General features: G+C 57.7%; 24 protein-coding genes. 3 read left to right on the forward strand and 21 right to left on the reverse strand.

The features are described 5' to 3' along the window. Positions 1-10: 10 nt before the first annotated feature. The 10 genes from BANAN_RS06695 to BANAN_RS06735 all read right to left on the reverse strand — a co-directional run bounded on the left by BANAN_RS06695 (position 11) and on the right by BANAN_RS06735 (position 11,126). Positions 11-1,174: a lipoate--protein ligase family protein gene (locus tag BANAN_RS06695; protein ID WP_014698150.1), complete on the reverse strand. Its 1,164-nt coding sequence runs from the start codon at positions 1,172-1,174 to the stop codon at positions 11-13. Positions 1,175-1,271: 97 nt separating this feature from the next. After that, positions 1,272-1,736: a TM2 domain-containing protein gene (locus tag BANAN_RS06700; protein WP_014698151.1), complete on the reverse strand. Its 465-nt coding sequence runs from the start codon at positions 1,734-1,736 to the stop codon at positions 1,272-1,274. 480 nt (positions 1,737-2,216) lie between these two features. Then, entirely contained in the window at positions 2,217-2,351 is a 135-nt protein-coding gene (locus BANAN_RS08720) for a hypothetical protein (protein WP_004218296.1), read from the reverse strand. A gap of 75 nt (positions 2,352-2,426) precedes the next feature. Beyond that, positions 2,427-3,467: a 3-isopropylmalate dehydrogenase gene (locus BANAN_RS06705; protein ID WP_014698152.1), complete on the reverse strand. Its 1,041-nt coding sequence runs from the start codon at positions 3,465-3,467 to the stop codon at positions 2,427-2,429. Between the two features lie 167 nt (positions 3,468-3,634). Continuing rightward, positions 3,635-6,028, reverse strand: a complete 2,394-nt coding sequence (locus BANAN_RS06710; RefSeq protein ID WP_014698153.1) for a S9 family peptidase — start codon at positions 6,026-6,028, stop codon at positions 3,635-3,637. A 317-nt stretch (positions 6,029-6,345) separates the two neighbouring features. Then, positions 6,346-7,857 (reverse strand): App1 family protein, encoded by a 1,512-nt coding sequence (locus BANAN_RS06715; protein ID WP_014698154.1) that lies wholly within the window; start codon positions 7,855-7,857, stop codon positions 6,346-6,348. Positions 7,858-7,913: 56 nt separating this feature from the next. Next, positions 7,914-8,324, reverse strand: coding sequence for a glycine cleavage system protein GcvH (gene gcvH / locus BANAN_RS06720; RefSeq protein WP_014698155.1), 411 nt, complete (start codon positions 8,322-8,324; stop codon positions 7,914-7,916). A 63-nt stretch (positions 8,325-8,387) separates the two neighbouring features. After that, positions 8,388-9,497: an NAD(+) diphosphatase gene (gene nudC, locus BANAN_RS06725; protein ID WP_014698156.1), complete on the reverse strand. Its 1,110-nt coding sequence runs from the start codon at positions 9,495-9,497 to the stop codon at positions 8,388-8,390. Next, a complete protein-coding gene (locus BANAN_RS06730) occupies positions 9,497-10,423 on the reverse strand; it encodes an alpha/beta fold hydrolase (RefSeq protein WP_014698157.1) in 927 nt (308 codons plus the stop codon). The genes nudC and BANAN_RS06730 overlap by 1 nt, the downstream gene beginning before the upstream one ends. A 79-nt stretch (positions 10,424-10,502) precedes the next feature. Then, entirely contained in the window at positions 10,503-11,126 is a 624-nt protein-coding gene (locus tag BANAN_RS06735) for an NUDIX hydrolase family protein (RefSeq protein WP_041777047.1), read from the reverse strand. 176 nt (positions 11,127-11,302) lie between these two features. Between BANAN_RS06735 and trxA the strand changes: the two genes are divergently transcribed. Continuing rightward, complete coding sequence (gene trxA, locus BANAN_RS06740; protein WP_014698159.1) at positions 11,303-11,698, forward strand: thioredoxin; 396 nt, start codon at positions 11,303-11,305, stop codon at positions 11,696-11,698. 272 nt (positions 11,699-11,970) lie between these two features. Continuing rightward, positions 11,971-13,017, forward strand: a complete 1,047-nt coding sequence (locus tag BANAN_RS06745; protein WP_014698160.1) for an aggregation-promoting factor C-terminal-like domain-containing protein — start codon at positions 11,971-11,973, stop codon at positions 13,015-13,017. 107 nt (positions 13,018-13,124) lie between these two features. Here the strand turns inward: BANAN_RS06745 and BANAN_RS06750 are convergent, their stop codons facing one another. The 5 genes from BANAN_RS06750 to rfbB all read right to left on the reverse strand — a co-directional run bounded on the left by BANAN_RS06750 (position 13,125) and on the right by rfbB (position 19,302). Next, the gene (locus tag BANAN_RS06750; RefSeq protein ID WP_014698161.1) at positions 13,125-13,574 is read right to left on the reverse strand and encodes a hypothetical protein; all 450 of its coding nucleotides are present in this window, start codon (positions 13,572-13,574) and stop codon (positions 13,125-13,127) included. A 235-nt stretch (positions 13,575-13,809) separates the two neighbouring features. Beyond that, positions 13,810-15,702, reverse strand: a complete 1,893-nt coding sequence (locus tag BANAN_RS06755; RefSeq protein ID WP_041777048.1) for a DUF4012 domain-containing protein — start codon at positions 15,700-15,702, stop codon at positions 13,810-13,812. 149 nt (positions 15,703-15,851) lie between these two features. Beyond that, positions 15,852-16,742, reverse strand: a complete 891-nt coding sequence (gene rfbA / locus BANAN_RS06760) for a glucose-1-phosphate thymidylyltransferase RfbA (protein ID WP_014698163.1) — start codon at positions 16,740-16,742, stop codon at positions 15,852-15,854. A gap of 13 nt (positions 16,743-16,755) precedes the next feature. Then, positions 16,756-18,207, reverse strand: a complete 1,452-nt coding sequence (locus BANAN_RS06765; RefSeq protein WP_014698164.1) for a sugar nucleotide-binding protein — start codon at positions 18,205-18,207, stop codon at positions 16,756-16,758. 75 nt (positions 18,208-18,282) lie between these two features. Continuing rightward, positions 18,283-19,302: a dTDP-glucose 4,6-dehydratase gene (rfbB, locus tag BANAN_RS06770; RefSeq protein ID WP_014698165.1), complete on the reverse strand. Its 1,020-nt coding sequence runs from the start codon at positions 19,300-19,302 to the stop codon at positions 18,283-18,285. A gap of 195 nt (positions 19,303-19,497) precedes the next feature. Between rfbB and BANAN_RS06775 the strand changes: the two genes are divergently transcribed. Next, positions 19,498-20,934 carry a flippase gene (locus BANAN_RS06775; protein WP_014698166.1) on the forward strand — a complete coding sequence of 479 codons (1,437 nt, stop codon included), beginning with the start codon at positions 19,498-19,500 and terminating at the stop codon, positions 20,932-20,934. A 6-nt stretch (positions 20,935-20,940) separates the two neighbouring features. Here BANAN_RS06775 and BANAN_RS08645 read toward each other — a convergent pair whose 3' ends face one another. Genes BANAN_RS08645 through BANAN_RS06800 form a run of 6 tightly spaced genes read right to left on the reverse strand, consistent with a single transcriptional unit; the run spans position 20,941 to position 25,859 of the window. Then, on the reverse strand, positions 20,941-21,507 hold the full coding sequence (locus BANAN_RS08645; RefSeq protein WP_237705791.1) for a glycosyltransferase family 2 protein: 567 nt from the start codon (positions 21,505-21,507) through the stop codon (positions 20,941-20,943). Next, positions 21,459-21,821: a glycosyltransferase family 2 protein gene (locus BANAN_RS08650; RefSeq protein ID WP_237705792.1), complete on the reverse strand. Its 363-nt coding sequence runs from the start codon at positions 21,819-21,821 to the stop codon at positions 21,459-21,461. Before BANAN_RS08650 ends, BANAN_RS08645 begins: the two co-directional genes overlap by 49 nt. Before the next feature lie 18 nt (positions 21,822-21,839). Continuing rightward, positions 21,840-22,853, reverse strand: a complete 1,014-nt coding sequence (locus BANAN_RS06785; RefSeq protein WP_014698167.1) for a glycosyltransferase — start codon at positions 22,851-22,853, stop codon at positions 21,840-21,842. After that, on the reverse strand, positions 22,846-24,192 hold the full coding sequence (locus tag BANAN_RS06790) for a hypothetical protein (protein ID WP_014698168.1): 1,347 nt from the start codon (positions 24,190-24,192) through the stop codon (positions 22,846-22,848). Before BANAN_RS06790 ends, BANAN_RS06785 begins: the two co-directional genes overlap by 8 nt. Continuing rightward, positions 24,189-25,082 carry a glycosyltransferase gene (locus BANAN_RS06795; protein ID WP_014698169.1) on the reverse strand — a complete coding sequence of 298 codons (894 nt, stop codon included), beginning with the start codon at positions 25,080-25,082 and terminating at the stop codon, positions 24,189-24,191. The genes BANAN_RS06790 and BANAN_RS06795 overlap by 4 nt, the downstream gene beginning before the upstream one ends. Before the next feature lie 12 nt (positions 25,083-25,094). Continuing rightward, positions 25,095-25,859, reverse strand: coding sequence for a DUF4422 domain-containing protein (locus tag BANAN_RS06800; protein WP_014698170.1), 765 nt, complete (start codon positions 25,857-25,859; stop codon positions 25,095-25,097). Position 25,860: the final 1 nt, after the last annotated feature.

A 25,860-nucleotide genomic window follows, 5' to 3' on the forward strand; every position in this document is an offset into this window, starting at 1 on the left:
GCACTGCCTTTCATATTGTATTCCCTACGACACCGAAACGGGAGGCCGTCTCGAGCATGCGACCGACAATCTGCGCGCGCGTGCACGACGTCTGCGAATTCATCGGGTCGACGCGTTTGCTCGCCGATTTCACCGCCTTGTCTGACATCTTCTCCTTCGACGGGCGCAGCACATGCCGCAAATGCTCGGTGTTCATCGCATATGCCAGCGTGTCGTGGTGCAGCAGGCAGCCGGGCCCCTCCCCGCTGGCCGGGAACCGACGTTCCGCCGCGCCGCCTATCTTGCCCGCCGCGCTCGCAATGTCGTTGAGCCCGGCGAAATGCGCGCGCACACCGCATGCGGCGAGCGCCTCCAGCAGCCACATATCGCAGAACTGGTAGCATTGCCGCGCGTCGAGCCCCGCCACCACCGGCTCGGGCACGTAGAGCGAATAGGTGATCGTGTTCTGCGGTTCTATGAACATCGCGCCACCGCCGGTGTCGCGCCGCACCACTTCAATGCCGTGCTCTTTGGCGTATTCCAGATCCACCTCATCGGCAATCGACTGGAATTTCCCGCAGACCACCGCGGGCGCCCCCCAATCCCAGATTCTCAGCGTCGCCTGCCGCTCCCCATTCGCGACCTGCGTGGCCCATAGTTCGTCCACCTGCATCTGCTCGGCGGGCATGCGTGGAATGTCAACGACGATCTGCGGATTCATCCGCGCCCATCGCCGCTTCGCTTCCTGCAGTCCGATGAGCATGGGCGCAGGTTCGTCCCCAGATTGCGCCCGCTCACCCTGCTGTCTTGCGCGCACCTCGCGAATACGTTCGAATTCGCGTTCGGCTGTCTGTGTGGATTCGCGCGCACTGCCGCCCACCAGCGCGCGCACGACGGCCAATGCGATCGCCTCGCCGTTGGCGCCGATCAGCGTGTCGCCGATCACGCCGCGTAATTCGCCGGACAGCGCCCTGTAGAACGCAAGGTAATCCGCGCTCCCCCAGCGCTCCCAATCATCGGGTAGTTCCGGCAAATGCGCGTCGATTGCGGATTGCGCGCACCCCACCACCGAGCCGGCGCCGGCGTCCATGAAGAAATCGCCGTCGATTGTCGCGCGCCAACCGCGCACTTCGTCGCCCTGCAAGGTCACCCGCACGAGTTTACCGCCGGGAATCTTCACTTCGCCGGACTTCATTCGATCTCACCCGCCTTCGTATTCGCACACATATGGAATGCGGGGCGCAGTTCAGTGGAACCGCACCCCGCAGAATGCAACGCGTCAAAAGTCGCCGCTAATCCTGAAGTTCGACACCGCGCGCGTCACGGTGGTGCTCGGTGCCGTAATCCGCAGTGAGAATCTGAATCGCCTCCACAATCGCCCAGATCAGCACAGCGATGGCGCCGATGCCGAAGGTCAGCAGCGAGATGAGCACCTGTGCCACGCCTTTGCCGGTGTAGCCCAGGTAGAAGTTATGCAGGCCGAAGATGCCGAAGAACAACGCCAGCGCCGCCGCCACATACTTGTTGCGCGGAAGGTAGGTCGGGTACGCAGCCGGTGGCTGGGCGTAGGTGTAGTTCTGCTGAGCATAGGCATTCGGGTCCTGGTACTGCCCGTTGTAGCCGCCCTGCGACTGCGTGTACTGCGGCGCGGCGTAATTCTGCGCGGGCTGCGTGTACTGGGGTGCCTGTGCGGCGCCTGACACGCCGTTGTTCTGCCGGTCGCCGTCCTGTGGCTGGTAACCGTTCGGATCACTCATATTGTCTCCTTATACGAATGTCACTGTGTGCTTGGTACCGCTCAGCATACACGTTCTTCGCATGTGAAGATATCTCCACAGCACAATGCGGCATCAGCGGACTCTCATTGGTCAATACGGTACCGCTCGCGCAAAAAGACCCACGAGTAGCTATCCTCGTTGGCCATTCGGCAATCCCATGCGCAAATCGACCGACGAACACCTCTCTGCACTGGTCATTCAGTGACTACGTGCGCAGATTGGCCAATGAAGCCCTCGTCACGGTACTGCGAACGGCCAACAGAAGTCTGCGACCCCGCCTCACATACTGACCAATGAGCACCCCTTACCGGCGAGCTGATTTGCGCGCCCTGCCAGTTTCGGCGTGCTCACCTGCCTGGGTATGCGAAAAGGCCGACCCGAAGGCCGACCTTTCCGTAAGATTTGTGTTGCGTTAGCCCCGCAACCGGTTTCAGGCCGAAATGGCCGAATTCGACCAGCTCAGTCGACGTAGACCGGGCCGTACTCCGACGGAATGTGCGTCGTGGCGATGTACGGGCCCGAGGTCGGGCGAGCGTAGGTCTGGAAACCGTTGCTGTAGTTGAATGGAGCTTCTTCGTTGCAGTTGCAGCACATAATGTCCTCTTTTCCTGCCGCGCGTTCACGCGGCGCTTCCTAGAGCCGAATGTGATCGGCTTGACGTGCCCTAGTTTACAGGCGAGCCAAGATGTCGCGACCCACTTCGTCGGTGGAGCGTTGCCGGCTGCCGTTTTCGGCGATGTCGAGTTCCACGGCGGCGTCGATTGTCGCGGCGGCGTCGTCAAATCCGAGATGACGCAGCAGCATGGCGGCGGAAAGGATCGCGGCGGTCGGGTTCGCGATGCCCTGGCCAGCAATGTCGGGGGCGGAACCGTGGATCGGCTCGAACATGGACGGGTATTCGTTGCTCGCGTTGATGCAGCCGGACGCCGAATAACCCACACCGCCCACGACGGCGCCCGCCTCGTCGGTGAGAATGTCGCCGAACAGATTGTCGGTGAGAATCACGTCGAAGCGCGACGGATCGGTGACCAGGTAGATCGTGGCCGCGTCGATGTGCGAGTAGTCATGCTGAACCTCGGGGTATTCGGCGCCCACCTTGTTCACGATGTTCTGCCACATGTCGCCGGCGTTGACGAGCACGTTCTTCTTGTGCACGAGCGTGACGTGCTTGCGGCGCTTCATCGCCAGCTCGAAGGCGTAGCGCACCACGCGTTCGACGCCGTACGCCGTGTTGATGGAGACCTCGGTGGCCACCTCGTGCTCGGTGCCGCGGCGAATCGCACCGCCGGCGCCGCAGTAGAGGCCTTCGGTGCCCTCACGCACCACCACGAAATCGATCTCGCCCGGGTTCGCCAGCGGCGACTCGACGCCCGGGTACAGCTTCGACGGGCGCAGATTCACATACTGGTCGAGCGCGAACCTCAGCTTGAGCAGCAAGCCGCGTTCGAGAATGCCCGCTTTGATGCGCGGGTCGCCCACCGCACCGAGCAGAATCGCGTCGGTGTTCTTAATGCGTTCGAGATCTTCGTCCGGCAGAATCTCGCCGTCACGCAGATACCGCTCCGCCCCCAGGTCGAACGGCTCGTACTCGAAGGTCGCCACTCCCTCGGTGGCTTTTTCGAGCGCCTGCTGTGCCCACGGGGTCACTTCCTTGCCAATGCCGTCGCCGGGAATGACGGCGATCGTGTACTGCTTTGCGTTTTGAGTCATATGGGCAGACTACCTGCTCGCACACGCCGCTTTCGCGCGGTTTTCAGTTCTTGGACGTTTCGGCGCGAACGTTTCGCATAGTGAGATTGACGGTGAGATTAGTGGTGAGATTATTTCTGGGATTACTCCCGAGCAGTCGGTGCCGGTTCGCGCCGGCACCGCTCTTCTCACTCGTCGATGCCCATGGCGGCAAGCACCCACGCATTCTCGTAGCAGATCTGCTTCCACTGCGCGTAACGCCCGCTGGTGCCGCCGTGACCGGCCTCGGCCTCGATCTTGATGATCGCGTCCAGACCCGCGGCCTGCAGCCGCGCCACCCATTTGAGCGGCTCCACCACCATCACACGCGAGTCGTTCATCGACGTGGTCACGAAGATCTTCGGGAATGCCGTCACCGGCGTGCCGTCCGGCCACCGCGCGCCGCCCTCGCCCGGCGCCGGCGCGTTCTCGTATGGCGTGTACGTCTTCATGTAGCGGTAGGTCTCCGCATCGTGCAACGGGTCGCCCCACTCATCCCACTCGGTCACCGTGAGCGGCAGTGTCGGGTCGAGAATCGTCGTCAGCGCATCCACAAATGGCACATCCGCCTCGATGCCGGCGAATCGTTCCGGTGCCATGTTCGCCACGGCACCCATCAGCAAGCCGCCCGCGGAGCCGCCGTTCGCCACCGTGCGTGCACGGTCGGCGAGCCCGCAGTCCTGTATGGCCGCAGTGACGTCGATGAAATCTTCAAACGTGTGCTTCTTGTTGAGCCTGCGGCCCATCTCGTACCATGCGCGTCCCATTTCGCCGCCGCCGCGCACATGCGGCACCACGTAGAGCACGCCGCGGTCGAGCATGCTCAGTCGCGACACCGAGAACGCCGGGTCCGAACTGATTTCGTAGGCACCGTAACCGATCACGAACATCGGCATCTGCGCGCACACGCGATCGCGTCGCCAGACGAGCGAAACGGGCATCTGCTCGCCGTCACGCACCGGCACCCAGATGCGTCGCTCCACATAGTCGCGCGCGTCGAAACTCCCCAGCACGTTCGCGCGTTTGAGCAGCACGTCCTCACCGGTGCGCGGGTCGAATTCGCGCAGTTCGCCCGGCCGCGTGTAGCTCGTCACCATGTAGCGCATGCGCGGCGCCTCGTAACTGGGGTTGCCGGCGGTGCCAATCGAATACAGGCGCGCCGAGGAGCCTTCGAAATCCTTGAGTTGCGACGGGTTCACCGCATCGTCGTCCGAGGCGCCATCCCAATCCCCGTCCAACTCCGGCACATTCACCTCGGCGAATTGCCAGGGGCGGCGAGCGAGGAAGTCCTGCGCGGCCTGCTGTTTGGACATCACCGCGAGCTTGGGCAGTCCGTTCGCGCGGTACGAAAGCGCCACAAAATGCTCGTGCATCGCGATGCCCTCCACCGCGAGCCCGCGCACGCCGCGCAGAATCTGCGGATTCGTGGAATCGTCGTACGGCGTGCCCACCGGCATTGCGGACGCGCCGGCGATCACCTTCTCGCCGTCCTCGCTGCCGTACGGCGAACCCTGCACAATGCGCACGCCATCGCCAATGCAGTAGGGCGGCCGCGCGGTGCTCATGTCGATGACATCGATCTGAAAATTCGGGTTGGCGAGATTGTGGTAGACGATCGCAATCGGCAGATCCTCGCCATGCTCGCCCGCATGTTCGAACACGGCGAAGCTCACATCGTACTCGACGCCCTCCTGCCGCGGAATGAACGGCTGGAACTCCCCCTCCGGCGTCGCGGTGGGCAGCATGAGCACCTCGGTGGTCGTTTTCGAACCGGTGCCGATCACCAGATTCCGCTCATCGAAGGAGAGCCCTATGCCCACCCAGAATTTCTCGTCGTGTTCCTCGTACACGATCACGTCGCGTTCGACCGGCTCGCCCACCTTGTGCCGACGGATCGCATATGGGCGCTGCGCGTCGTCGAGCAAGGTAGCGAACACATAGCGGCCATCGGGCGTGAAGCATGCTGCAGCCAGTCCGTCGAGCTCGTCGGGCAGCTGTTCGCCGGTGTCGAGGTTGCGAATGCGGAAATCATATTGCTCATTGCCGGTCGTGTCGACGCCGAACAGCAGCCATGTGCCGTCCTTCGAGATGTCCATGCCGCCAATCTGGAAGAAATCGTGGCCCTCGGCCTCTGCGTTGGCGTCGAGGATCACCTGTTCGCCGGGGATCACGCCCGGTGCATCGTTGGTGTTGATCTCGGGCGGCGTCCAATCGTCCTCGCCGCGAATCGGCATGCGGCACTGCACGCCGTACTGCTTGCCCTCCTGCGTGCGCGCGTAGTACCAGTAGCCGTCCAGTCGTGTGGGCACCGACATGTCAGTCTCCTGCACATGCGAGCGGAACTCGTCGAATAGCGTTGTGCGCAGATTGGCCAAGCCGGCCGTGCGCGCGGAGGTGTAGGCGTTCTCGGCGGCCACATACGATTTGAGGTCTGCGGAATCTTTATCTCGCATCCACTCGTAGGGGTCGGTGAAGGTGTCGCCATGGAATGTGCGCGCCGAGGGAACCTGCTTCGCCTTCGGCGGCGTCGGGAAAACATGCATATCAGTCATTAGGCCAGAGATTATACCCGCGCACCCTCCCTTGCGTAAAAAGGGACATCCGCAGACTCCCACCTGTCTCCTTTTACGTCCCACTTTCTGCGTCCCTCTGCGTAAAAAGGGACATTCGTCGCCCGCAATTTGTCCCTTTTTACGCCTTCCTCGGTCCCTTTGCGCAAAACGCCCATGCGTAAAAAGGGACATTTACGCGTCCTATTTGTCTCCTTTTACGCAGATTTCTTCTGTTCAATGCAGATTTCTTCCGTTCAGTTATTTAATACTGCGTAAAAAGGGTCAACTGCTGCCGAGAAGGCTCAGACTCACATGAACTGCTGCAGGTAGGGCAGCATCGTCTTCATGATGTTCGAACCGGTGGTGCCGGTGAATACCGGCACGTCGGTCACCGGCACGGGCTGCGTGGTGGAGAAGCCCGACATTGTGCCAAATCCGCCGGATTCCTTGGGCGAAAGCTGGCGTATGCCAATGGCGAGCACGCGCCCCGGGTAGCGGCGTGCGATCTCGGCGTAGGTGGTCGGGTCTTTCTGCCCGTCGTCGCCGATTAGAATGAACTTCATGTTCGGGAAGTCCTCCATGAGCTGCTCGGCGTATTCGAGCTTGTGCTGCACGCCGGAGGGCACGAAGGTCTTCGGCCGCGGGTCGAGGTCGCGCAGCAGCAGCGGGCCGTCCGGGAACCCGTAGTCTATGAGGAAGCTGCGAATCGAGTTCTCCACGTTCCACGGCGAGGTCGACAGGTAGAAGAACGGCGCCCCCGGGAACATGCTCGCGATCTTGTTGTACATGACCGCCATGCCCGGCACCGACGCGCGCTTGTGTGGGCTCAGGAACAGCATGTTGTACACGGCCTTCCACAATGTGGGCACCTGCGTGACCATGCACGTGTCGTCGACGTCGGAGATCACGCCCACCTTCGCCGTGCTCGGAATCGTGAACAATTCCGCCTCCACCGCCGGCCGTTCCTTGAGCTTGCAGCCGACCATGTGCACGCCCGGCTCGAGCCTGTGCTCGGCGAGCAGGTCGAGGTAGCCCGACGAATCCGACACCGAGTAGTCCATCGTCACCGACCGCGCGGAATCCACCCGGTCGTAGACCTCCATCGTGCCCACCTGCACGGTTCGCAGCGGCACGCCGTCGATGTCGATCTGCACGCACTGGCCCGGCGCGGGCACCTCGAGCATCGCGTGGATGCCACGCATCGGCTTGTTCGGCTGCCCGTCAGCCGGCGCGAGGATAGTACGGCAGACCAGTCGCGAGTATTCCTCCGTGCCGTAGCCCACGTATGGCTTGACCATGGGGAACCAGTGCAGCTGCCGCGCAATGGCCGTGGAGAACCGTATCCACAAGTCGAACGTCCAGGTGATCGTCTTGCGCAGCACGCGCTTGATTGATGAGACGAGCTGCGGGTTCCTCGTCAGCCGCGCTCGCCGCGTCGGCGCTTTCGCCGCGGAGAGCGAGCCGAGCGGCACGGCCACGGTCGGCATGTCGTCTGTGGACGTGGCCGCGGACGTCGTGCGCAACGCCACCGCCGGTGCCCGCCATTGCCGTTCCGGAGTCTCGGTTTCCGCCTGCCCGTTCGCAATGCCGGTGATGACGCGCGTCTCGGCGGAGCCTGCATGCTGCGTGTCGTCGAAATCGGCGGCCGTGGGCCCTTCGCCGGATCTCACCGTGCGACCTTGCGTCGCAACCGTGCCACCGTCGCCGTCCGCGGCGAGGCGTGCGCGCTCGGCCTGTTCGCGTTTCACCTGTGCCAGCGCCGCCTCAAGCAGACGCTTGGTCTTCCTGAGCTCGCGGTCCGACCTGTCCGTATATGCCATGTCTCTAACGCATTTTCCGTTGATTGTTTCGTATATATGCCTGCGATACCCGTATTCTACTGCTGCTGGGCAATGAATTTCGCGTATTCGCCGGCCGACAGCAGATCCGGTTCGTCGTCGTCGAGCTCGATCTTGACGATCCACCCTTCGCCATACGGATCGTCGTTGATGACCGCACCGTCGTCCTCGGTCCCGCTGTTCACGTAGCGCACCACGCCGGCCACCGGCGAGATCATCGGCTCGACGGCCTTCGCGGATTCGATCTGCACGAGCTCGTCGCCCGCCTCCACGCGCGTTCCCACCTCGGGCAGGTCGACGAACACGATGTCGCCCATCTTGTTCGCCGCGAATTCGGTGATGCCGAGCACCGCCGGCGTGACCGATTCGTCCACCCACACGTGGTCATGCGAGTACTGCAGAAAATCCGGCACGTCGAGATGCGTGCCCTGTTCGTTCTCCTCGGCCATATTCTCTCCTTGTATCGTTCGTACTGTCCGATTCCGTATTCGGCTGTCCTGTGTTCCGCGCGCTCAATCCAGTTCGCGCCCGTACCATTCCTCGATCATAACGCGCGCGATCGTCGCCTTGCCGGGCGCCTCGATCTCGCCGGTGACGAGCAGATCGGTGTATTCGTCGCGCGTCACCCATCGTGCGGCGATCGTCTCGTCACCGTCCACGTGAATGTCGTTGCTCAGCGCCTGCGCCTTGAACCCCATCATCAGCGAGAACGGGAACGGCCAGGGCTGCGAACCGAGGTACTTCACCTCGCCCACGCGTATGCCGGTCTCCTCCATCGTTTCGCGCCTGCACGCGTGTTCGAGGTTCTCGCCGGTCTCCACGAACCCTGCCGACACGGAGAACAGATTGCTGTGTTTCCACGCGCGGTTGTGCTGCAGCAGCAGGCGGTCCTTCGCATCGACCACGGTACAGATCACCGCCGGTTCGACGCGCGGGAACAGTATGCGGTGGTCGTCCGACTCGCTTGTGCAGCGCTGCGCCCAGCCCGACATCGCCGGTTCAGTGGGTGCGCCGCAGTGCGGGCAATGCCGTTGCATGTCGTGCCAGTTGGCGAGCGAGAGCATCGTGACCGCCTGCCCTATCTCACGTGCGCTGGCGTGGGGCACGAACATGCGCAGGTCGACCCAGTCGAACCGCTCCACCGCCTGCTCGAACATGTTCACGGCGTTGCTGTGTGCAGATTCGCGCGCATCCACGTCATCGCCGAAGGCCGCGTCGACGGCATGCCCTGCCGCTGCCGCGCGCTCCTCCACGCGACGCAGCTCCTCGCCCTCTTCCACAGCCGTCAGGTCCAACGCAATGGCATGCTCATCGTGCGCGCCTTTGTAGCGGCCCAGATACATGGCCACCACACCGTTGTCGCCATGGTCGAGCGCCCGTGCCACATACGAGCCGGGCAAGGTTGCCAAACGCATGCGGGAGGAGGCCAATTGCGCCATGTTGTGCTGCCCGAATGGCACGGCCACCTTGCCCTTGCGGCACAGCAGCACACGGGTGGAGGGCATTTGGAGCACCTGCTCGATGAGCTGCGGGTCCGCTCGCCGTTCCACCTGGTAGTCGATGTCGCCTTGGGCCAAGGGCAGGTAGGGCAATGCCTGCGTCAATGCGAGTGGTGCGAACATCAGGCCTCCTTGGCTGCAATGGCCGCATCGGCGACAGCGGGGTCGGCTCCGGCGGCGGCCGGCACCCTCGAAACGAGTTCATGCAAGGCGCGGGCCACCGTCTCAGGGCGTTCCCATGCGCTGAAGTGCCCGCAATCCTCTATTTCGGTCATCACCACCGTCGTGTTCACCATGCGTTCGGCGAGGGGTCTCATCACGGCGGGAGCGCTCGATGGGTCCTCCTCGCCGCAGATCACCGCAGCCGGCGCCGTGATCTTCGCGAATTCGTCGTTCAGGTCGGGGCGCGCGGCCGCCATGCGTTCACGCCAGGCGACGCCGTCGGGCTGCTGTTCGCGAATCCATTGCGAGAACTGGTCAATGTACGCGGCGGATTTCTTCACGCTTGAATCGCCTTCGTGCACGTCCACGAAGAACATCACCGGTTCCGTGGTCTGCCGTTCCACGCATTCCTTCGCAATGGCGATGCGTGAGGCATGCGCCTGATCACTGTCCGCGTCGCCCTTCGTGTCGAGCAACGCCATGCCGGCCACCGCCTGAGGGTGGCGGCGTTGAATGTCGAGCACCGCATAACCGCCCATCGACAGGCCAGCCCAGACCGCCTGCGTATACCCGGCGTCGTTGAGCAGGGCCACGTAGGCGTCGGCGATGCGATCCAAACCGTCCGGCAACGAACCGTCCTCGTTCTCACGCCCGCTCTGTGCCGCGGTCGGCACCGGACTCTCGCCCGCACCCGGCATATCCGGCGCCCAGATCGGGTACTGCACGAGCTCATCGGCATCGCTCAGCTCCATGAGCGCCATCGCACAACGGCCCCACATGCGACTGTCCACCGGGAAGCCATGCACCAGCACCAACGGAATGCCGTTGCCCTCACGAATCACATGGTTTGCAATCACCGGCAATTCCTTTGCATGGTCGTCCGCCATACCCATCTCCCTCACTCGGTTTCATTTCATACTGTCAAACAACTGTTAACCGTAAACACCCAGAAATCCACCAGTCTGCTCACAGATTCACCCACGCGAGCGCCTGGCGCACAATCGTGCCATGCCCATCGTTCATCTGCTCAATGAACTCGGTAATCTGCGGGCCATGCGGATCCACCCACTCCACGTCGAGCGTCTCATCCTGCGGTTTGCAGTCGCCCGCAATCGGCACCACATAGCACAGCGCAATCGCATGCTGGCGCGCGTCGAAGTACGGCGAGACTCCCGGGGTCGGGAAGAACTCGGCCACCGTGAACGGCGTCAACGTCTGCGGCAGCACCGGCAATGCGAGCTCGCCCATGTCCTTCGAAATGTTGCGGGCAATCGCCTCACGCAACGACTCGTGATACAGCACGCGGCCAGCGATCAGCGTGCGCTCCACAATCGACTGGTCGTTCGCCACGCGCAGCAGGGAGCCAATCTGCGTGATGCGGCCGAAATCATCGACGCGCACGGGCACAATCTCCACATACGCAATGGGCATGCGCGAACGCAAATCGGCAATGTCGTCGTCACCGAGCCAACCGGGAGGGTTGCCCGTGCCACGCGTGATGTCTTCGGGCGTGATGTGGTCGAACTCGCCGCGGGAGCGTCCGGCGTCGAAATCGCCGTCATCGGGCACTTCATCATTCAAGACTCGCATACTCCTATTATGACGCGCGCAAGCAACGAACGCACGACGGCAGGCAGAATCCGGCACGCCGACATATTTACCTCGTGGCGTATTGCAGGAAACTCACGGAATGAATTGCTAAACATGGGGTTGTACGTGAATAAGGGACGCCAAGGAACGCCCCGACAGACTTTAAGGAGCTAGATATGGCAGTTAAGGAACTCACTTCCGCAGATTTCGAACAGGCAGTGAAGGGCAACGAGATCGCGCTGTTCGACTTCTTCGCAACCTGGTGCGGCCCGTGCAAGGCGTTCAGCCCGATCTTCGACAAGGTGGCGGACGAGAACCCCGACATCTTCTTCGGCAAGATCGACATCGACAAGAACCAAGAACTCGCCAACGCAGCCAACGTGCAGGCCGTCCCCACGCTCATGATCGTGAAGAAGGGCCATGTGATCTATCAGGAGGCAGGCGCACTGCGCGAAGCCGACCTGAACGATCTCATCGGCCAGGCCAAGGCACTCGACGTCGAGGCTGCGCTCGCAGCGGCCAAGGCTGCAGGCGCCGATCAGGACGAACTGATCGAGGAGCATGACGCCTGATTCATAGGCATCTTCGTCAAGGCGGCACATGCATGCATGTGCCGCCTTTTCGTTTGCCGGGAATTCAAGCCGTACATGCACGGTTTTCTCTATCGGCCGAATGTGAGGACTGGGTGCCATATTGCCCTCTGCGTGGAAAAACTGCAACGGTGCGCGTATACTTCTGCCCAGCATGTGTTTGAGACGCCCGGTTTGGCAGCCGCACACAGAAGACGCTCGTTAACGAAGTCGGCGTCTTGGCATCGGCATTATCCGCAGACTTTAGGAGAAGAATGGCACACCATAGCAAGCACAACGCACCTACGCTGCGCTCGTTGAGCAAACGGCAGTGGATTCGCATTTCCACTGCGATGGCGTCGGTGGGTCTTGTAGTGGCCGGAGTAGTCGCAACCCAAAGCATGTATTCGCGTTCCGAGGCGCAGCCAACGCCCAGCGCAACCGCATATTCCATCACCGAGAATCACGCCGCATCCCGTGGCAACGCCCGTGAGGCCATGGACGGCGATACCTCGTACGTCACCGTCAAGGTGAACGGCAAGTCCCGCGTCGTGCTCGGCCAGGACTTCACCGACGTGAAGTCGGTGCTCGATGCCGGCGACATCACGTTGGAGCCGGGCGATCAGGTGAATCCATCGCTCACCTCGAAGGTGGACGAATCCACCACGATCTCCATCGAACGCCAGGGCGCGAAGATGGAGACCTCGGAGTCGAAGATCCCATTCAACACGGTGAAGAAAGACGACCCGTCGCTGCCGAAGGGCACCGAGAAGGTGCAGACCGAGGGCGAGGAAGGCATTCTCGAAAAGACGAATCTGGTCACCCGCACCGGCGACAAGGTGGTCTCATCGAACACCTTCGCCACTTGGGTGAAGAAGGCCCCGGTCGAGAAGGTGGTGCTCGTGGGCACAGGGAATCCGCAGCCCGCCGCCACCTCGGCCCCGGCGCAGAAGGACGACAACTCGAATAACAACTCGTCGCAGCAGGCGGCGGCCTCGAGCATCGGCTCCACCGCTCCTGTGGGCGAGATGCAGCAGTGGGCGCATGACTACCTGCTCGCCAACGGCGGCTCGGAAGGCGACTTCACCGCCACCGTATACATCATCAGCCGCGAATCGGGCTGGAATGTGAACGCCACGAACCCGAGCTCCGGCGCCTATGGCCTCGCTCAGGCACTGCCGGGCAGCAAGATGGCCTCGCACGGCGCCGACTGGCAGTCGAACTACCAGACACAGCTCAAGTGGTTCTGGGACTACTGCAAGGGCCGTTACGGCTCCGTGCAGGGCGCCTACAACTTCTGGCAGGCGAACCACTGGTACTAAAAACCGGCATACGGCGTATGTGAATGTCCCCGTTGCTTGCATAAGCAACGGGGACATTCACATACGCGTTCCACGCCATGTTTTGTCAGCAACCGGAACGATTACCACTACTCCTGAGAGGTCTTTACTTTCTGGCCCTTCTTGCGGCCACGCTTCTTCATTACGCCTTGCTCGGCCTTCGCCGCATTGAACACCAGCATATCCTCGGAGTTCAGCAGCGTGCCCTTGATCTGTGCATAAGCTTCCTGATCATCCTCGACTTCGGGGAACTCGAAATACGGCCCCATTGCGTCAAGCACGAACTGCTGGTTCAGCGTCACCGAAGCGGTGGTCTTGCCGGGAATGAAGAACGGAATCGCATTCGGGTTGCTTTCCTCGCATGCTTTGAACGCGAACTGCTTGGTGGTCGGGTTGATGAAGAACTCAATGAATTCAGGGCGCCCAAGTTCAAGCACGGCGTTCTTGTTCAACCGAGCGTAGTTCTTCGTGACTGTGAGTACGGAACGACCGGAGGCCGTGTTCGGGCTGACTACTTCGAATCCTTGCAGAGACGACATATACAAACTTCCTTACGTCGACAGACGGATTATTTCACAACAAACTGAGACCGCATGTCACAGCGATACATGTTCAATATAGCATAATCAGTTCGTATTATTTACCAATTTCGCACATTTTGCTGAAAATAGACCCTAATTTACAGGGTTCTCTCAGTATTTCGGCAATAGGCATATGAAAAGTGGGAGGCAGAGTCACATTCTGCCTCCCACTCAACACATGTATTTATATCGATTAATTTACCGAACACGAATTGAGGTATTCCACATTCGTGTTCTTAGTGCCCATCGGCGTCTGGTCGATGGCGAGTCGACTCGTCGCCTGCTTAGATGTCGTCACATCGAACGTGTAGGTCACCGTCTGTTCTGGTCTCACCTGTGCCAACGAGCGGTACATGATCGCCGAGTTCATTGAATCCATAGCAGGTACGGAACCTGTTCCCTGTACCTTGAAATTGCTCAATTCACCACCGTATGGCGGGTAGAAAAGCACCTTGTCGAGACTGGCGCCTTCGTTGTATGGCAATTGACCGGTGACATACCAACTGAGCTTACCTACCTCGTCTTCTTTGAGCGTGTTCTCCAACGTGTATTGCACCTGATATTTGTATGGCGCAGAATCGGTGCAAATCTGCTTGATCTTCGCGGAACGCTTGATGTACCAGCCCATCTTGGATGGGTTCTCCTCGGTAAGGTAGACGCCTACCTCCGGCTTAGTCTTGTCGGTGGAATACTCGGCTGTTAGCCCCGACTCCTCTAGGAAGCTCTCCAAAACAGGATTGAACGAATACATTGACAGATGCCGTTGTTGCGACAGGGCATATACCTCTTTGGCGAGTTTAGCCATGGTCCCCATACTCAGATTCGAAGTGATTTTGCTCACACATTCTTTTGCAACGATGCCAAAGTATTGATCGGTTTCCTCGATTGGATAATCCTTGTAAACAGTATTCATCAGGAACTCCGCAGTGTTGTTGCCATTAAGAATGCGTCCGTCGGGAAGCTTGATCTCTCCGGTCGCCTTTACCAAAGCCTGCACGATCACAGGATCCACAAGAATAACACCACTAAGATCCACATTCTTCCCCCACGGAGTGGTCTTCCATACACTATTAAACGCCTCTGCCGTCATTTTCGTGTTAGGGTAATTTGCCAAATCTCGCACGTCATATGACATATATAGAGGCCCTTCACTCTTGAAGATCCGTTGCGTGTCGGGGTCTACATCTGCGGTATCTGCATGTTCCAGATAATCGGGATTTGACCTAAACTCTCCAATCGAGAAAGCCCCATTCTCAAAAGTGAGAGTGCCTATGGCTCCAATGAGACCACCCGACATACGCATTTCGGCAGGAGTCATGGCTAGAATTGCATACGTCTGCTTGCCTTTATAGCCGAGGAAATCCGGCAGATTCTTCACAAATACCTCAGAGCGGTCCAGCCAGTATCCCGTCATGGAACTAACGCCCTTGATCTGCTGAATTGCCTTGCGCACCGGCGGCAACGATGGGTCATGGATCTCCTGAATCTTGGCGAGCTGTGCCTTGAGACCATCATTCGCCCTTACGAAATTGGCATACTGCCCCACCAATGGCATCACATTGATTCTGCCATCATCCAACAATTTCGACTCGGAGAGATGCGAGGCAATATCCACGTAATCGGGTACCACCTCCACACTGGCATCCTCCACAATCTGCGTAAGTTCCTGCGCAGCGCGAATGTTGCTGCGCAAACCGCGAATCTTGCCGGTGAATTGCCACAGACCGTTGTGGGTGATGGCGTTCGCCTTCCTCGTCTCCTCCTGCATCTGGCGCACGGCATTCGGCAGTTCCTGCATGTTACCGCTCCGGGCTGTATCCACCACTGTATGGACGGCCGCCATCTCGTGCCTGTACACCATATATGCCTGCGCGCCGAACGTTCCGAAGAAACCAACAAAAAGCACAGCGATGGCGATGAGCGTCCAGCCCCACCAGCGTATGCGTTTGTACCATGGTTGCTTTACGCCAGAAGGCACATGTTGCTGTGAGTCTGCCAAGCCAGATTGAGGAGTGGTTCCTACAGACTCCGCAGATTGATCAGTGATTTTCTCAATCTCGGGTACATTTCCTTCTGCTCGGGACATGCCTACCCTTTCGTGTCGGACCAAGGTCCAAATCAATGTCTTTCAAGAATAGGGGTGCTGCAGTACAAAAAGCGCGAAAGGTTCGCTCGGAATCATTTCCCAAAAACGAACCTTTCGCAATCATGCACGCGCACTACACAGCCAATACATCAATCGTCGATGGTGCTGAGGAACCGATGGTCGGCAACGTCGAGCAGGTGCTTGCCGTACGGGCTCTTGCCATACCGTTCGGCAGCAGCGAGCAGTTGGTCACGGTCGATCCAGTGGTTCTCGTAGGCAATCTCCTCGATCACCGAGATCGGCAACCCCTGAGCGTGCTCCACTGTGCGCACGAATTCGCCGGCTTCGAATAGCGAGTCCATGGTGCCGGTGTCGAGCCACGCATAGCCTCGACCGAGCGTCTGCACATGCAATGAACCATCCTCAAGGTACATACGGTTCAGGTCGGTGATCTCCAGTTCGCCTCGAGGAGATGGTTTGACTTGCTTGGCGAAGTCGACCACGCGGTTGTCATAGAAATACAGGCCGGTCACCGCATAGTTCGATGCAGGGTGCTCGGGTTTCTCCACAATGCTCACTGCCTTGTGGTCCTTGTCAAACTCAACGACACCGTACCGTTCCGGGTCATCCACGTAGTAGCCGAACACCGTAGCGCCATGTTCGAGCGCGGCTGCCTTGCGCAGTAGGCGGCCCAAACCGTTGCCGTAGAAGATGTTGTCGCCGAGCACGAGGGCACATGCATCGTCACCGATGAAGTCCTCACCGAGCAGGAAGGCCTGTGCGAGGCCGTCCGGGCTCGGTTGCACCTTGTACTGCAACGAGATGCCATAACGGGAGCCATCGCCAAGCAGGCGCTCGAAATTCGGCAAATCCTTCGGCGTCGAGATAATCAGGATGTCTCGGATTCCCGCCATCATCAGCGCACTCAATGGGTAGAAGATCATCGGCTTGTCGTACACCGGCAACAACTGCTTGGAGGTGACTGTTGTCAACGGGTACAGGCGAGTGCCGGAACCGCCGGCAAGAATAATGCCTTTCATCTGGGACCCATCCTCACTTCTTCAATTCAGCTTCGACGTATGCCTTGAGGCTGTCGTGCCAATCGGTGGTCTCGTAGCCGGTCTCCTCGATCTTGGCCAAGTCGAGCGTGCTGTTCGTCGGCCGTGGGCTCACTGGAGCCTTCGCGTTCTCGAAGTACTGCTCGGTGGAGATCGGACGCACCTTGTCGCCATTGCCATTCGTCATGGCGAACACCTCGGCGGCAATCTGTGCCCAGCTCACCACGTCACCGGAACCAGTGAGATCGTACGTGCCATACGGATCCTCATCATCAAGCAGATGGAAAATGGCAGCTGCCATGTCATCGGTGAACGTCAGACGGCCATATTGGTCATCCACTACCGTCACCTCATTCAATGCATCATTCGGATCAGACACCTTGTTCGAGAGCATCATCATCGTCTTGACGAAGTTGTGCCCGTTGCCAATCACCCAACTCGAGCGCACGATATAGTGCTTCGGGGCGTTGGTCACAGCGATGTCGCCGGCCGCCTTCGTCTGTCCATATACGCCGAGCGGCGAGAACGCCTCATCTTCGTCATGCACCTTGGCCGTACCATCGAACACATAGTCGGAGCTCACATGCACCAAGGTCAGGTTATGCTCGGCGGCCACTTTCGTCAGCAATGCCGGGCCAAGGGCATTGGCCTTCCATGCCGTCACACGCCCCTCGGGTGTCTCGGCCTTATCCACCGCCGTGAATGCCCCGGCATTGATGATCGTGCCGTACAGGCTCCAGTCATAGCCCTCATAGGCGGCAGGATCCGAGAAATCGAATTCGTCGATGTCGGTGAATTCGAATCCTTTGAGATCATGCTCTTCAACATACTTGCGAATCGACTGCCCGAGCTGTCCGTTCGCACCGGTGACCAATGTACGCTTCGGATCCATTGGCTTGGCATCCTTGAGCATCGGGTGATGCAGGTCCGCTTTGGAGAGTTCGGCCTGCTCAAGCGGAATCGGCCATTGGATGTTGAGTTCCGGGTCGGCCAGGTTCACGAAGGTGTAGGTCTTCTTCTGCTCGAGAGACCAATGCGCGTTCACCAAATACGTGTATGCAGTGCCATCTTCGAGCGCCTGGAAGCTGTTGCCCACTCCGCGTGGCACATAGATTGCCTTCGACGGATCGAGGCGCGTCGTATATACCTGCCCGAAGGTGTCACCTGGACGCAGATCCACCCAAGCACCGAAGATCTCGCCTGTGGCCAGCGAGATGAACTTGTCCCACGGCTCGGCGTGGATGCCACGGGTCACACCGCGTTTCGCATTGAAACTGACATTGTTCTGTACCGGCTGGAAGTCCTTCGGCAAGCCGAGTGCCGTCATCTTCGCCTTCTGCCAGTTCTCCTTGAACCAGCCGCGGTTATCGCCGTGCACCGGCAAATCGAAGACAAGCAGGCCTGGAATGTTCGTCTCTGTGACCTTGAGTTCCTTTTCGAATTCCATATTTCACGCTTTCCACATCACTGTTGCATGTCTGTACATGATGAATCCGCCGTAGTTGCGGCGGATTCAAAGCATTCACTGGCCTTGGGCCTTGTATTTGGCCTCGGTGGCGGCTTTCGCCGGCTCCCACCACTGCGGATTGTCGATGTACCATTGCACGGTCTGGCGCAGGCCTGACTCGAAGTCGGTGTGCGTTGGGCGCCAACCCAACTCGGTCTGCAACTTCGTCGAATCGATGGCATACCTGCGGTCGTGGCCCGGACGGTCCTTCACCCAATCGAAGGCGTCCTCCGGCTGACCCATCACCCGCAGAATGTCGTGCAGCACGGTCAGGTTGTTGCGCTCACCATTGGCGCCAATGAGGTAGGTTTCGCCCAAACGGCCAGTGGTCAGAATCGTCCACACCGCGCTCGAATGATCTTCGGTGTGAATCCAGTCACGTACATTGAGGCCATCGCCATAAAGCTTCGGGCGAATGCCTTCAATGATGTTCGTGATCTGGCGCGGGATGAACTTCTCCACATGCTGGTACGGGCCATAGTTGTTCGAGCAGTTCGAGATCGTGGTGCGCAACCCATAGGTGCGGTGCCATGCGCGCACGAGCATGTCGGAGCTCGCCTTCGTCGATGAATACGGGCTTGACGGATGGTACGGCGTTTCCTCGGTGAACTTCGCTGGATCATCCAGAGCCAGGTCGCCATACACCTCGTCGGTGCTGATGTGATGGAACCGCACATCATACTTGCGCGCCGCTTCAAGCAGGCGGAACGTACCCTCGACGTTCGTCTTCACGAACGGCTCCGGATTCGCGATTGAATTGTCGTTATGCGACTCGGCTGCATAATGCACGATGGCATCATGACCTGGCACCAGTTCGTCAAGCAGCTGTGCATCGCAGATGTTGCCATGCACGAACTCGACACGATCGCCGAGAATCGGCTTGATGTTCTCGAGGTTGCCCGCATATGTAAGTGCATCAAGTACCGTAATGTGCACATCCGGGTGATTGTTATACACGTAATGCACGAAATTCGAGCCGATGAAACCGCAGCCGCCGGTCACAATGATGTTCTTCGGAATGAACGCTTCTGTCATGGCTACTACTGTAGCAATGAGACACCATTCATTCATCCAATACCCATTTTTTCTCTATAGACACATGCCTTCCATACGCCGCATATCGAATCCTAGGCAATGGAATTCGAGCATCAGGAGATTCCGCCGATACGCACGACAAACTACTATGAGTATGTCGGTTGGTTTTAATCGAATACCCATGGAGCAGTCTCGATGAGCAAATCCCTAGTCAAGAACTCATTCTTCAATGTTGTCTATCAATTGTTGAATGTGCTGTTTCCACTCATCACAGCACCGTACGTGGCTCGCGTGCTGCTACCGGAAAATGTCGGCAAAGTGGCAGTGGCACAGAACTGGGCACAATACTTTATCGTGTTCGCGGCACTCGGCCTTCCCACCTACGCGGTGCGGGAAACCGCCCAACATCGGAAGAACAAGCAGGAACTCGACAAGGCTTTCAGCGAGCTGCTGATGATCAACACCATCTCCACCACGATCAGCGTCATCGCCTACATAATCATGCTGTTCACCTTCGGAACCTTCCGCGAGAACATCGCACTGTATTTGGCCGTTGGCGCTGGCATCCTGTTCAACTACATCACCATCGACTGGCTCTACCAAGGCATTGAGGACTACGGCTACATTGCCATGCGCAGCTTCATCGTCAAACTGCTCTCGCTCATCGCATTGCTGGTGTTGGTGCGGAACAGGAACGATTTCGTCATCTACGCGTTGATCTCCACCTGTGCGGTCGGTGCGAACAACATACTCAACGTGCTGCACCTCCCCAAGATCGGTGTGCACCTGACATTCAGGAATCTCACATTCAAACAGCACGTCAAGCCAATCATGATTTTCTTCGCCAACTCGATTTCGGTAAGACTCTACACACTCCTAAACGTGACATTTCTTGGCATATTCTCCACAGATGACGCTGTCGCGTTTTATTCCAATTCCGATAAAGTCGTCCGCATTATCATTACAGTAATCGCCGGCATTGGGAATGTCCTGCTCCCTCGCTTGAGCATTTATGCCAAACGTGGAGAAAAAAAACGGTGCTCAAATATCGTGTCTTCAGTATTTAACATCCTTTTCTTCATATTCGTACCTACTGGTATTGGGCTGATACTTATGTCGAAAGAAATAGTACTCATATTATTCGGGTCTGCTTATGCCCCATCTATTCTAACGTTGCAAATAATGTCACTTCTCATCTATACACTAGGATTCAATAATCTTTTTGTCTCTATCAATCTTGCTTTCGCCAAAGATAAAGAATATCTTATATGCTCTATCTCTGGAGCTCTTTCCTGCTTAGTTTTAAATTATGTGCTCATCCCCGTGCTCCAACAAAACGGAACTGCTATTGCCTCTGTGCTGAGCGAAGGCATAGTCACCGGAGTCGCTATTTTCTTCTCAGCCCAAACAATCAAACTACATTTTGACAAAAAAATCATTGCCAAGACTATCTTGGCCTCCATTCTCATGGCTGTCGTAGTCTATTGTTTCAAATTACTGATTAGTAATCTCATTTTGTGTCTTATCGCCAGCGTCGGATTTGGATCGCTAACTTACATAATAATTTCCTGGCTGCTGAAGAACCCCGTGCTCTTCCAGATCATCAACCTCACACTGAAATGCCGTAAATAACCGAGCCTACCGTGTGTAGTTACGTAGTACCTTCAATGACTTCACGTAATTACTCAGCGTGAAGATCATCTTCCTATGCTCATCTTTCCTCATCATCTGGTCAGTGGAGACATCTTTCATATGATCGACCCGGATGTGCTTGTCGTACCACATCGTCAGGTGCCGGGCTCGGCATCGCATCAACAGAATGTCTTCCTCAAAATAGAGGAAGGTTCCGGAGTCGAATGCGCAGCTGAACTGCTTGACGAATGCCGGTGTGAATACAAAGCACGCACCATGGAGCTTGTAAGGTCTGCCGGTAATGGCATCTGCCGTGGCATTGACATGCTCAGGCAATGCATTGGCATCGGAATGCGTGAGTTTTGCCTTGAGTCGGGTCAGCGGGCCGAACAGGTGAAGGTGCAGCAGAAGCAGGATTACCTTGAAGCGCCATATCTGACGATCCACCTCCGCGCGGGTGTCGATGATCGAATAGATCGGGTTCGAGTGCGAACCGTTCTTGCCTGACACAATGTCCGGACCAATCACCCCCACATCAGGATGCGCCTTGAAATCCTCCTCGCACAGCTCCATGAAATCATCGCAGGCAATGGTGGCACGTTGTTCATCGTGACGATGAAATCGCAATGTAGGCGATTCCGCGCATATTCATACCCGGTATTGTTACCGCCGGCGAACCCTTCATTCACTGCGTTATGCAGCAATGTCACGGTGGAATCAGCACCATACTTGCGTTGCAGCTCTTCGTAGCTACCATTGGCAGAGTTATTGTCCACCACCACTATGGCGGCTTGAGGGCAATGCGTTTTGATGGATTCGATGCAACCTGCCGTGGCATCTCCCGCAAGATAATGCAGCACCACGAATCCGAATTTCGCAGCAGTCATGGATCTCCTTCAGTGGTATCAGCCCTTGGCACGCAAGGCATGCACCAGAAGCGAACGCAACACGGCATTTCGCATCATCGTGTATTTGAATCGAATTGCAGGGCTCAATGCGGAAACATCAATCTGATCCAATCGTGGCCCCAATGCCTGTGCACGAGTCCGAGCCGCCTGCTTGGCGGATTGGGGGTCGGCGAGCATGATGACCGCCTTCAGTTCCTGGAAATACAGGTTCACCTGCTCCTCGTTCCAAGCCCAAAGCAACGTCGCATCTCCATCGAGATGGTACTCATGCATGAGCCGGGCACGCTCGTCAATGGCCGGATGGTATAGACCCTTGGCATTGTTTTTGTAGGTGCGTGCACTCAATCCGCCCATACGGTAGTAATACCCTGCATAATCCACATACACAATCTCGTGTGCCAATTGGAAAGCCTGCATATTGAACAGATTGTCTTGCATGCGAGGCAATGCTGCGTCGAACTGCAGTCCATGCTCCTGCAGGAAAGCGTGCCTGTACAGTTTGCCCCACGGCACTCCAATGGCCGTGACGAATCCTTTGGGCTGTGCATATGAACCATCCATCAATTGACGGAACAGTTCCACCTTCTCGTCAGCGGCACGGGCCGTGAAGGATTCAGGGAAGAAATGCTGCCTGGCGGAATGCTGGTCATCGAATGCCACGCAGGTGCTCATGACGATATCCGGATTACGTTCGGTGGCTTTCAGCAGGGTTTCGAGATAGTCAGGAGCCACATAATCATCCGGATCGATGAAGCACACCCATTCGCCTTTGGCATGGGACAGTCCATTGTTACGGGCCACGGATACGCCGGAATTGTTCTGATCAATGAGCTGAACACGACCATCACGCTGCTCGTAGCCCTCGAGAATGGAGGCGGAGGCATCGGTGGAACCGTCATTGACGGCCAGCACCTCGAAATCCTCGAAACTCTGGTCGAGGAGCGAATCCATGCATGCGCCTACGTATTCTTCTTGGTTGTATACCGGAATGATTACCGAGATCTCAGGCATGCCCCTCACTCCCCTCATGGGTCAATGGCGTACGGGCCACCAATGGCAGATTGCTCATACGTCTACTGTAACGCCAAATGAAGCTGGCATAGCCGTACACGGCCACGAGCAACAGGAACGCGCAATTCTGTACCGGCGCGGTGATGAACACGATCATCACGAATCCGGCGAAATACCACACGTGCCAATCATGGGAACCTAGCACCAGCAGCACAAATGGCACAATCATATAAAGCGCCAGCACTAATCCACCATGGATGAGCAGGAACAGCAAACCACTGGTATACCCCATGCCATCGCGGTAGGCACTCATATAATGCGTCCAAATGTACTCGTCGGAATCGAATCCGAATCCCGTCAGCGGGCGCTGCCACCAAATGCGGAAGCCTTCAGTGAAATCGAGCAAGTGGGTTTGGCCGGAATAGGACGTGGCCATTTTGGAGATTACGATGTGCGTGCCTACGACCACGGCAGCGATGGACACAAGAGCCGCAACACTGAGCAACGCATAGCGCAATCCTCTGCGCTGTACGTGAAGCATGGCCTTCCATAGCAACGGCACCAACAGTACCAATACGTAGAGCGCGCCCCCAGTGGACAGGGATGTGACAAGTGCGCCGATAATGCAGAGATCGGCGCCCCAGTGCACTTTCTTGCCTATATACAAGTCGATGGCGAGTACCATACCGTAAAAAGCCGCAGCGCAGGGTGGTTCATTGAAAATCGACGAGTTTCTCCACACCGTCATGCCCAGTACATGAGCATCCTGCACGTTGTAGTACACATCCGCGTACGAATAGATCGGTGGTACATTATGCACCCAACTCAATCGTTCGACGTGCGAGGGTGGCAGCAGAAGAAAGGAGCTGGCCGCCCATAGCACCACTGATATAGCGGCGAACACCGCCGCCACCACCACCAAACGGTTGAGCAGCACCTTACGCACATATTCGTGGCCACGCATGAGCATGCACCCCATCAATGCAGGCACGATGAGCGCATATTGGAACCAGATGCCGTCCGTGTACCCTGATCCCCCATGAGAGACCGCCATTACCAACTGCCCAATGACGGTGGCCAGCACGAGCACGAGCATCGCAGACCCCACGCGATGCAGACGGTGCCGCGCCTCGCGCCAACAACACAGCATGTACGCAAGGCACACGGCAAGCAACACGAAGCACGAGAGCGAGAAATTATCATCTGCAAGTGCCCACAACGAATTCGAGTTGTAGATGATGGCGAGAACAAGCGCGTAATCCATCAACGTGTTCACCACCTCATGAATTCGCGGGGTATATGCCGCCTGCCGTTGAACGGTTTCGGTGGTGTCTGTCACTTCCTGTACTCCACAACCTTCATCTTCATGCCATCGTGAATGCCCCGCGAATAGGCGCGTAGTTTTGCAATGCGATGGTTCTCGAACAGCAATGACAATGCCATGAGCAACGGAATTTCCGTAAGCCCCTCGCCACCGGTGTGCCTATGGTATTTCTTCCAATACACAATGCGGTTGCGTGACTGGTAGTAGCAACGCATTGGTGAGTAGCCGAGCTTATACAGCGGCTGCCATTGCACACCCGCCGACGTCCTGCGAGGCACCTTCAGCCAGGTACGCTCGGATTTGCCCTTCTCATGCAACAGATAGACGGTGTTGTCTTTGACAATCTCATAGCCGTTCAATATCAGGCGCTCGTTGAAATCGAAGTCCACGTAATCGATGAACAAGTTGTCATCGAAGCCACCAACTGCTAAGGCCGCTGCAACATCGACCAAGGAACCCGAAGTGATCGCACCATGCTTGGCAGCATGGGTCAGCCGCTCCAACGGTGGCATCTTCTGCGCTTGCCACTCCTCCTCGGTCATGCGGTTGCGGTCGAGTATGAATGGGCATACCAACGCCACGGAACCGGTGAGATGTCGTTCCAACTCGTCGCACATGCCTTCCGTGGGCACACTGTCTTGATCGAGCAGCAGCATATGCTTGAACCCGTGCTCCTTGGCGGCATCCAACAACCTGTTCAAGGCAAAGGCTATGCCCCCGTTATTCGGGTCGGCTTCGACCTTCATGGTCGTATATTCCGAGTCCGCAAGCGAGCGGATATCCGCGACGTTCTCCGATCCATTGTCGAAGATGAACACCGCATCCACTTGGCTGACGGTGTTATTCAGGTTCGCACGCAACCGTTCGAGATCGGGATTATAGGTGACTATCCCTGCGCAACGCATACGGTACCCTCTCTACAGCTTGTGTTCGAACAGCAGCGATTTTACACGCGTGCGCAGACTCTCCTTCCACGCACTTTGCTCGGGCATGTATACCGGGTATTCCTTGACCTGCAGCTTGCGCGCGTTCACCCATACGTTGAGCAGACGCTCGGAAAGGAATCCGAAGAGCCGCTGATTGTATGCGTCATACTTCGACACATCGATGCGACGCTCAGCCTCGTCGAGAATACGGAACAGCCAGGTCATATATGCATCGAACCGCTCACCCGACATGACGAACATGTTGTAGGCATATAGCGAATGGTTTTTCAGCATCTCATCCAATGCCGGTATGTACTCCGGGCATTGCTCTTGTATGATCGACCGCACGACTTCCAAGTCATCCATGTTGTGGAACTGGGCGAACTGGTTCCCTATGGTCTTCTTCAACACCCACGGCTCAGGGAGGATCACATCGTATTGTTCAAGATCGCGTGAGAATTGTTCGGCTGGAACAATCTGCGTTTTTCGGTGGTCGGTATAGAAATAACGACGATAGTGCACGAAGCCGATGTTCGCATCACGGTCATCACGGTTCTTCCACACCCAATACTGCGCGGTGAGCTCGCAGAACCCCGGATTCTTGGCAGAGATGTTATCGCCAGTATTGTCTTTTACCTCAATGGAGGCATGGTTCTTGACCGCCCCTGCAAGAATGGGAACATACCCAGGAAGCTGGGGTGCATCAAAATCCTTGTGGCTTACGATATACATGATCGTCTCGGAGGAAACAGGCACT

Origin of the sequence: Bifidobacterium animalis subsp. animalis ATCC 25527, assembly GCF_000260715.1 — a bacterium.
Classification (GTDB): Bacteria; Actinomycetota; Actinomycetes; order Actinomycetales; family Bifidobacteriaceae; genus Bifidobacterium; species Bifidobacterium animalis.